The organism is Paenibacillus aceris (assembly GCF_017874035.1).
Taxonomy (GTDB): domain Bacteria; phylum Bacillota; class Bacilli; order Paenibacillales; family NBRC-103111; genus Paenibacillus_E; species Paenibacillus_E aceris.
This window is the reverse complement of the sequence record NZ_JAGGKV010000035.1, coordinates 41,685-49,920: the sequence shown is the minus strand read 5'-3', so window position 1 is coordinate 49,920 and position 8,236 is coordinate 41,685. Positions and strand designations below refer to the sequence as shown.

9 protein-coding genes are annotated in these 8,236 nt (G+C 48.7%); all 9 read left to right on the top strand.

What is annotated here, in order from left to right; translation table 11 throughout:
• Positions 1-773 precede the first annotated feature (773 nt).
• Positions 774-1,634 carry a PHP domain-containing protein gene (locus J2Z65_RS33030; protein ID WP_167055938.1) on the top strand — a complete coding sequence of 287 codons (861 nt, stop codon included), beginning with the start codon at positions 774-776 and terminating at the stop codon, positions 1,632-1,634.
• A gap of 49 nt (positions 1,635-1,683) precedes the next feature.
• Entirely contained in the window at positions 1,684-2,316 is a 633-nt protein-coding gene (locus tag J2Z65_RS33025; RefSeq protein WP_167055941.1) for a DapH/DapD/GlmU-related protein, read from the top strand.
• A gap of 21 nt (positions 2,317-2,337) precedes the next feature.
• On the top strand, positions 2,338-3,039 hold the full coding sequence (locus J2Z65_RS33020) for a GntR family transcriptional regulator (RefSeq protein ID WP_167055943.1): 702 nt from the start codon (positions 2,338-2,340) through the stop codon (positions 3,037-3,039).
• Positions 3,040-3,141: 102 nt separating this feature from the next.
• Complete coding sequence (gene phnG, locus J2Z65_RS33015) at positions 3,142-3,567, top strand: phosphonate C-P lyase system protein PhnG (RefSeq protein WP_167055946.1); 426 nt, start codon at positions 3,142-3,144, stop codon at positions 3,565-3,567.
• Positions 3,568-3,581: 14 nt separating this feature from the next.
• A complete protein-coding gene (phnH, locus tag J2Z65_RS33010; protein ID WP_167055948.1) occupies positions 3,582-4,175 on the top strand; it encodes a phosphonate C-P lyase system protein PhnH in 594 nt (197 codons plus the stop codon).
• A gap of 2 nt (positions 4,176-4,177) precedes the next feature.
• Positions 4,178-5,314: a carbon-phosphorus lyase complex subunit PhnI gene (locus J2Z65_RS33005; RefSeq protein WP_167055951.1), complete on the top strand. Its 1,137-nt coding sequence runs from the start codon at positions 4,178-4,180 to the stop codon at positions 5,312-5,314.
• Positions 5,314-6,147 (top strand): alpha-D-ribose 1-methylphosphonate 5-phosphate C-P-lyase PhnJ, encoded by an 834-nt coding sequence (locus tag J2Z65_RS33000; RefSeq protein ID WP_167055954.1) that lies wholly within the window; start codon positions 5,314-5,316, stop codon positions 6,145-6,147. The genes J2Z65_RS33005 and J2Z65_RS33000 overlap by 1 nt, the downstream gene beginning before the upstream one ends.
• A gap of 30 nt (positions 6,148-6,177) precedes the next feature.
• The gene (locus J2Z65_RS32995; protein WP_167055957.1) at positions 6,178-7,023 is read left to right on the top strand and encodes an ATP-binding cassette domain-containing protein; all 846 of its coding nucleotides are present in this window, start codon (positions 6,178-6,180) and stop codon (positions 7,021-7,023) included.
• Between the two features lie 25 nt (positions 7,024-7,048).
• Entirely contained in the window at positions 7,049-8,230 is a 1,182-nt protein-coding gene (gene phnM / locus J2Z65_RS32990; RefSeq protein ID WP_167055960.1) for a phosphonate metabolism protein PhnM, read from the top strand.
• The last annotated feature ends 6 nt before the right edge of the window (positions 8,231-8,236 follow it).

Here is an 8,236-nt window from a genome sequence, read left to right as displayed (position 1 = left end):
GACCGTTAAGCCCTCCAGCGTCGATGGTACTTGAACCGCAGGGTTCTGGGAGAGTAGAACGTTGCCAAGCACAGAACAAAAAGCCTTTTTGAGAGAAATCTCAGAAAGGCTTTTTTGCTTTTTTTTACGGCAATTTTACGGTGAAGTTTTCGCAAAGTGAGGTCTCTTTTTACAAAAGGGGAACTACAGGCCGCTATTTGAGCTGATTTGACACTATCCTAGTTTTAGCGGAACTACAGGATCTTATTTCCCTTAAAAGGCATGATTTTTAGCCGAAACAAGCAAAATAGCGGATCGTAGAATCCTCAAACTGCCGGAAGTATCGCTATTCTGGAAAATAGCGGATCATCGTTCCCACTCGCCCAAGCACGCTAAGCACACTCTCAACTCCCACACGCCCAAACTCGCTAAGCGCTCTCTCATCCCCACTCGCCCAAGCTCGGTAAGCGCTCTCTCAGCTCCCACTCGCCCAGCACGCTAAGCGCGCTCTCATTCCCACTCGCTCAAGCCATCATAGGGCATAGATGGCTTCATAATCCTTCACAATTCCCGCCGCTCCACAGAGCGTACGCACTGATTCATAAAGATCTAGCGGATAAATCCCTCCCGTTAGGTCTATTTGATGTTCCTTACAATTTCTTAACGTGGGCATTACACAGCATTAACCCTAAGAACTTGGCATCAAGTTAAACTTAGAATATAGAACAAAAGAAATCCAAGGAAATACACATCCATTACAAGTTTTTCCACACTCATCCTTCAAGGAGGCTTCTATGAAAGTAGAACTGCATTGTCATACCAGGTTGTCGGATGGCTCATTCACATTTGGTGAAATCGTAGATTTGGCGATCCAAGAAGGTGTCAGCCATTTGGCTATCACGAATCATGATACAACCCGTGAACTTCATCAAATGATGCATATCGGGCGGGAGCGAGGCGTTGAGATCATTCCGGGCATCGAAATCTCCGGGTATGACTTTAAGAGACGGCGAAGAGTTCATATTCTCGGCTACTATATTGAGCCTGGGAGCGCAGCGATTGAGTCGTTGTGCAGCCCGCTGCTGGAAAGACGTCACCAAGGCTGTATTACAGCAGTAGAGAGATTGATCAAAGCCGGATACTCCATCACTTGGGAAGATGTGTTGAAATATGCGGAAGGCGGAACCGGGGTCTATAAGCAGCATATTATGCACGCCTTGATTGATAAAGGCTATACGACAACAATTTATGGCGATTTATATAAAAAGCTGTTCTCTCGCGGTCAAAACGACGAGCAGCCGGGTATCGCTTATATCCCGACAGAATATGTCGATGCGTGTGAAGCCGTTCAGGTGATTTTACAGGCGGGTGGTATTCCTGTGTTGGCGCATCCGGGACAATACAGGAACTTCGAGATTGTTCCACAGCTAGTGGAGGCCGGTCTTCAAGGTATTGAAGTTTGGCATCCGCTGCACACCCAGGAGGATGAGCTTAGAGCCCGTGAGCATGCGGCAGAGTTCAGCTTAATGATGACCGGTGGTTCGGATTTTCATGGATTTTATGGCGAAAGAGATGTAAAGCTGGGAAGCAAATCTCCCGGACTGAGCGTCGTGAACGAGCTTCGGGAACGGAAACATGCGTTATCCAGCAAGTAGTTAATCCAATAGTCAACTTAGTAATCAACCCAACAGGAGATGAATTAAAATGAAGCCTATCCATCAAACCCATGCTAGCCTTCCATTATCGTCCAAGCCTGCTGTTCACGCAAGCAGTCATATTTCCCACAGCTTTGCCGGAGAGTGGTCCTCGATCGGGCCCAACAATCACATACTCGAGTCACGTATTGGGGATTACACCTACACAATGGACGATGTGACGATTAATTATGCCGAGGTGGGCAAATTTACTTCCATAGCTTCTCACGTATGCATTAATCCTGTCGATCATCCAATGGATAGGGTGACACAGCATCATATGACTTACCGGAGAGCAGCTTTTGGCTTCGCGGAGACGAACGACGAGGATATTTTTAACTGGCGCAGAGGCAACCGTGTTACTATCGGGCACGATGTTTGGATCGGACATGGCGCGATTGTCATGAAAGGAGTCCATATCGGTACTGGTGCTGTCATCGGTTCCGGAGCTATCGTAACCAAGGATGTCGCCCCCTATACCGTTGTAGTGGGAGTTCCAGCTAAACCGATCAAACAAAGATTCCCTCAGGAAATCATAGATGCTTTATTCAAGATCGCCTGGTGGGACTGGCCGCGCGAACTGTTAGAGGAAAGATTCCATGACTTGAACGATATAACGGGCTTCATCAAGAAATACGGCTGATTTTTGAGGGAGGCGAGAGGGATGTCTGAAGAAATGGATATTATGGATCATCTGATCGCGATGATTCAGTCCGGCAAGTATGAGCCAGAGGATAAGCTGCCGTCCGAGAATGAGATCGCGGACTGGTTCAAGGTTCCCCGTATAACAGCGCGCAAAGCTTACGAACGGCTTCAGGAGCTCGGTTACATTTACTCCAAGCAGGGAAAAGGCAGCTTTGTGCAGGACAGAAACTTGCGAATTCCCTTAGTGCTTTCGGCCAATAAAAGCTTTAGCCAGAAAATGTTGGAGCTCGGGTATGACTATGAGTCCAAAAACATTTTTTGTGAGCCTATAGAATTCAATCACAAAATTTACGAGTCGCTTGGAATAGATGAAGCTGACCGTGCTTATAAAATCGGCCGGCTTCGCATCATTGACGGAAGGCCGATCGCGATGCACATTTCCTACGTATCCGAGTCTGTATTTCCCAACATCGAACGCGAAGGCAAAGAAATTACTTCGATGTTTAAGTATTACCTGAATCACGGCTACCGTCACATTCAATCTTCAGAGACTACTCTTCGATTAACGCATCCATCCAAATATGAAAGGGAGCTACTGGCTTGTTCCAGCCTTATCCCTTTGTTGGTTCTGGAGTCCGAATGCAAGGATAGCGAAACGGGACGAATTTTGGAATACAGCAAAACGATGTATCGCGGGGATATGTTCACTTACGTCATTTAGAATACCATTTACACAAACTTAACAGCTGCTGACCTGGCAACAAGATAATGTGAGTGAGGGGAAGTTAGTTGGACTTCATAGGGAGAAAGGAGGCTTTAGAACATGAAAAGGAAGCAAAGAACGGAAATGCTGATTAACGGTTCGCCTCAGCTCGCTGCAGATTTAGCTAATGAGATTAAAGGCCGTTACTCTGTTGCTGTGATGGAAGAGCCAAACTATGGACTGGTCATGGTAAAAGTAAGAGAAACCGCGCAGAAAAGCTTGTTTTACTTAGGTGAGGTGCTGGTAACCGAATGTAAGGTTCAGGTAGAAGGTGCCGTTGGGATCGGTATCGTGAAAGGCGACGAGCCGGAGAAGGCCTATGACTTGGCTGTCATTGATGCGGCTTATGCAGCCCGCTTGGAAGAGACGGAGGCTTGGACGACTTTGCTGCAGTCGGAAAGTGAACGATTAGCGGCGAAGCGGCAAGATCACCAATCGAGTGTATTACGAACGAAAGTTGATTTTGAAACGATGGATATAGATTGAAAGGAGTGTAGCCGATGAAGCTGGATATGGTTCACGACATCCAAGCCGCGTATAGAAAGTTAATTGACTCCATGTCAAAGCCAGGGACAATTTCGGACTTATCTGAAGAAGCAGGGAAGCTTGAGCAGTTTCAAGGCTGTCTGCCAGCAACATATATAGCTGCTCAAATGCTGCTCGATACGGAAGTCACCTTCAAGGTGGTGTCTGAGCGGGAAGGCGAGGTGACTCATTTGCTGAGCCAGTCTACGTATGCCAAAGAGGCGGCATTGGAGGAAGCGGACTTCATCTTCGTACTCCGCGATGCTGCGCCCGGCTATGTGTATAGCGCACTGGAAGCAGCCAAAATCGGAGAGCTAATGGACCCGCACTGCTCCGCGACCCTCATTATCGAAGCAGAGGGATTATCCTGCGGAACGAAGCTGGAGCTTAGCGGGCCAGGTATTCAAACAACTGCCAAAGTCGAAATACAGGCGGCCGAAGATTGGATCGACATTCGTGCTGAACGAAATGCGGAGTTTCCACTAGGGCTGGACCTGATATTTACAGATACCTCCCACCGTATTCTTGCATTGCCTAGGACAACGCAGGTCGTGAAGGAGGAAATTTAACGATGGGTTACGTAGCGGTCAAAGGCGGAACACGCGCAATTGAACAATCTTTAAAACGAATCCAGTATGAACGGTTGAGGAAGGGCAAGGTGTTGGACGTCCCTGCGATTGAAGCCGGTATGAGAGGGCTCGTTGATCAAGTAATGTCGGAAAGCAGCCTGTACAGCGAACAGCTTGCGGCACTTGCCATTAAGCAGGCGGAAGGCAATCCGGAGGAAGCGGTATTCCTGCTTAGGGCTTACCGTTCGACGCTGCCTCGGAAGCACTATTCCAGAACTGTAAACGCTGAGGAGATGCGGGTGGAGAGACGGATTTCCGCTTCGTTCAAGGATATCCCAGGCGGGCAAATTTTAGGTGCCTCCATGGATTACTCCCATCGGCTCCTGGATTTCGACCTGATGGATGAAACAGAAGAAACCGCAGCTGAATGGTTGAAAGATTATCGCAGAGCGGAAGAAAGCACAGCTGTCGAGATGGCCGGTGTTCAGGACAGCCGGCTTCCTAAAGTGCTGGATTATTTGAGAAAAGAAGGACTTATTGCCGAATGTCCAATCGACTGGGCCGAGCCGGATGATGTCACACGGACGAGTCTGACTTTTCCGGCTACACGGAGCGAGAAACTGCAAATTTTGACAAGAGGACAAACAGGAGCCGTTACTTCACTTGCCTATGCGGTTATCCGCGGGTACGGGATGGTTCACCCCACGGTCGGAGAGCTGCGCGTCGGAGAGCTTCCTGTTTATATCGACAGCCCGCTCGCAAACTCCGGTGAAGAGGATGATTCTTATTTTGTCGGTGATATCAAAGTAACAGAGGTTGAAATGCTCGTTCCAGTGACGGTGGAAAAGGAGAACGGCCGAAAAGAACTGCAGCTGGATTTCGGTTACGGACTTTGCTACGGACAAAATGAAACGAAAGCAATAGCCATGAGCATTCTGGACAAAAGCCTCGAAAGAGGCGACAAATCGATTCCGACGCAAAACGAGGAATTTGTCCTTTTCCATATCGATTCCGTGGAATCAACAGGGTTTATCTCCCACTTGAAAATGCCGCACTACGTTACGTTCCAAGCGAAGCTTAACGATGTTCGCAAAACGAGAAATCATCCGGCTGGCAAAGGCCAGGAGGTGGAGTGCTGATGAGAATTCAATACAACTTTGCATTTCTGGATGAGGGGTCCAAAAGAGAGATCCGCCGGGCCACGCTTAAAGCGATTGCTATTCCGGGATATCAAGTTCCCTTCGCCTCCCGAGAATTGCCTATTGGACGCGGCTGGGGAACAGGGGGACTGCAGCTTACGTTGTCATTAATTGGAAAGCGCGATGTGCTGAAAGTAATTGACCAAGGCTCTGATGAATCGGTTAATGCGGTCAGCATTAAGAAGCTAATCGATAAAACAACGGGCGTTCCTACCGTAGATGCAACCAAGGATGCAACGCTCATCCAATCCCGACACCGCATTCCGGAAGTCCCCTTAGAGCAGGGGCAAATCCTGGTCTTACAGGTTCCGATGCCGGAACCGCTGCGGATGTACGAATCAAGCGAACTTGAGACCAAGCGCCTGCATGGGGAGAAAGATTACAGCGGCGCATGGCTGATGCTGTTCGAGCAAATTATGAAATATCGCAGTGTATCCACGGGTGCGGACCATCCGGTTATGGTGCATGACCGCTACGTCATGGCGCCAAGCCCGATTCCGAAGTTCGACAATCCGAAGATGAACTACTCTGAAGCTTTGATTTTACTCGGAGCAGGACGTGAGAAAAAAATCTACGCCGTTCCACCCTATACGCAAGTGGTTTCGTTGGCATTTGATGACGTTCCTTTTGAACCGGAATCATTCCCAGGTAAAAGCTGCCGGCAATGCGGAGCGCAGGATGTATTTATGGATGAGCTGTATGATGCTGATTCAGACGAAACGCATTACCAATGCAATGACACGAGTTATTGCTTGGAGCGAATGAATCCGTAATCGTTCTTAACAGGAAGAGGTGACGTAAGGATGGGACAATCTGCATCCCCTATTTTGAGTGTTAACCATTTAAATAAACAATTCGGCTCCGGCTGTGAAGTGTGCAGCGACCCGAAGCATAGGCATTTGGAGAGAAATTACTGCCGGGCTTGCGGCACCGTGTACTCGTGTCAAGATATCACCTTCGATCTGTATCCCGGGGAGGTTCTAGGCATCGTAGGCGAGAGCGGAAGCGGAAAATCGACTCTGATGAGATGCCTTTATTTCGATCAGGATGTGAGCGGAGGCGAGGCTTACCTTCAGCCCTATAAAGAAGGCGAAAGCAACTTGTTTCAGGAATCGTCCCAGCAAAAGAAGCATATCCGCAATCATTTGATGGGCAAGGTGTACCAGAATCCGGTTATGGGTTTAAGGATGAACTTTTCCTCCATCGGTAATATTGCCGAAAAGATGATTGCTGCCGGAAATCGCAATGTCAGCGCTATGGAGTCACGGGGAAGCGAACTGTTGGAGAGGGTTCATATTCCGGTTTACCGGATGAAGGAAGCGCCCAAAAATTTCTCCGGAGGCATGCAGCAGCGGGTTCAAATTGCCAAAGCGTTGTCCAATAATCCGCCTATTTTATTGCTGGACGAAGTCACGACTGGACTTGATCTATCCGTACAAGCGAATGTGCTCGATCTGATTAAGCACCTGCAAAGAGAATTGAAGATCAGCATGCTGCTTGTCTCTCATGATCTCGGTGTGATTAGGATGCTTGCCGACCGGACAATGGTGATGCTGGACGGCCGTGTCGTTGAGCAGGGCTTGACGGACCAAATCCTTGAAGATCCGCAGCATGCGTATACCCAGCAGTTGGTTCATTCCCTGTTATAACGAATCCCCGAGTGGAGGTCTTAGGATGTATTTATTAACGAACGGCATCATTATTACGGAAGAAGAGCTTTTGGAGGGATATGATCTGTTGGTGCAAGACGGCCGCATCGCCAGAATCGCTCCCAAAGGTGAGATTGCAGCAGAGAATGGCGTGGAAGTTATCGATGCAGGTGGCGGTTATGTGACTCCTGGGATGATTGATATCCATTCGGATTACATTGAGCACATGACGGCCCCTAGGCCGACTTCGCTCATCGACTTTCAAATTGGCCTGCGTGAGACAGAGAAAGAACTTATCTCACATGGCATTACGACGATGTATCACTCCTTGTCCATTTTCAAATCTGTCGATTACAAATACCGTCCTATCCGGGAGCCCGAAAATGTGCGGAAGCTCATTGATTTGATTGACCGAACGCACAGCAGCAAGCATTTAATTCGCCATCGTTTTCATGCGAGATTTGAAATTGATAACCTCGATCAGATAGATAACTTAAAGAGCTATATTACGGAAGAGAAGGTTCACTTAGTTTCATTTATGGATCATACCCCTGGGCAAGGACAATACAGAGATTTGGAAGTGTATAAAAAGACGGTTCTCGGCTACGATTCTATCTCCGAGGAGAACATTGCCGTGTTGATCGCCAACCACCAGACGAAAGAGAAATTGACGGTAGATGCGATTCGCGAAATCGCCGAAATGGCTAGGGAGCGAAATATCGCTATCGCTTCGCATGACGACGATTCGGTGGAGAAGCTGGACTTGGTGCAGAGCTTCGGCACCGCCATTAGCGAATTTCCGATCACGCTCGATATCGCACGGAAAGCGAAAGCGAAGGGCTTATTCACGGTAGCCGGCGCACCGAATGTCATTCTGGGCGGGTCGCACAGCGGGAACCTATCTGCAGCTGAAGCGATTGCCGATGGATGCATCGATATTTTGTGCAGCGATTATTATCCGGCAGCGATGCTCCACGCGGTATTCCAGCTGGCAGGCCCGCACCGTCATAATTTGGTGGAAATGTTCAAGCTGGTCACGCTGCACCCGGCGCAAGCCGTTAACATCGACGAGGAACACGGCTCGATCCGAGTAGGGAAGAAGGCGGACTTGCTCATCATTGAGAGATTGGAGCCAGACGATTTTCCGGTAGTGACCGCCGTCATCGTAGACGGGAAGCTGATTCAGAAAACGAACTACAGGATCTAACAGGAG

Excerpts from the sequence above, each read along its gene's own strand:
- J2Z65_RS33030 (WP_167055938.1), top strand. The coding sequence starts at position 774 with ATGAAAGTAGAACTGCATTGTCATACCAGGTTGTCGGATGGCTCATTC.
- J2Z65_RS33025 (WP_167055941.1), top strand. The coding sequence starts at position 1,684 with ATGAAGCCTATCCATCAAACCCATGCTAGCCTTCCATTATCGTCCAAG.
- J2Z65_RS33020 (WP_167055943.1), top strand. The coding sequence starts at position 2,338 with ATGTCTGAAGAAATGGATATTATGGATCATCTGATCGCGATGATTCAG.
- phnG (WP_167055946.1), top strand. The coding sequence starts at position 3,142 with ATGAAAAGGAAGCAAAGAACGGAAATGCTGATTAACGGTTCGCCTCAG.
- phnH (WP_167055948.1), top strand. The coding sequence starts at position 3,582 with ATGAAGCTGGATATGGTTCACGACATCCAAGCCGCGTATAGAAAGTTA.
- J2Z65_RS33005 (WP_167055951.1), top strand. The coding sequence starts at position 4,178 with ATGGGTTACGTAGCGGTCAAAGGCGGAACACGCGCAATTGAACAATCT.
- J2Z65_RS33000 (WP_167055954.1), top strand. The coding sequence starts at position 5,314 with ATGAGAATTCAATACAACTTTGCATTTCTGGATGAGGGGTCCAAAAGA.
- J2Z65_RS32995 (WP_167055957.1), top strand. The coding sequence starts at position 6,178 with ATGGGACAATCTGCATCCCCTATTTTGAGTGTTAACCATTTAAATAAA.
- phnM (WP_167055960.1), top strand. The coding sequence starts at position 7,049 with ATGTATTTATTAACGAACGGCATCATTATTACGGAAGAAGAGCTTTTG.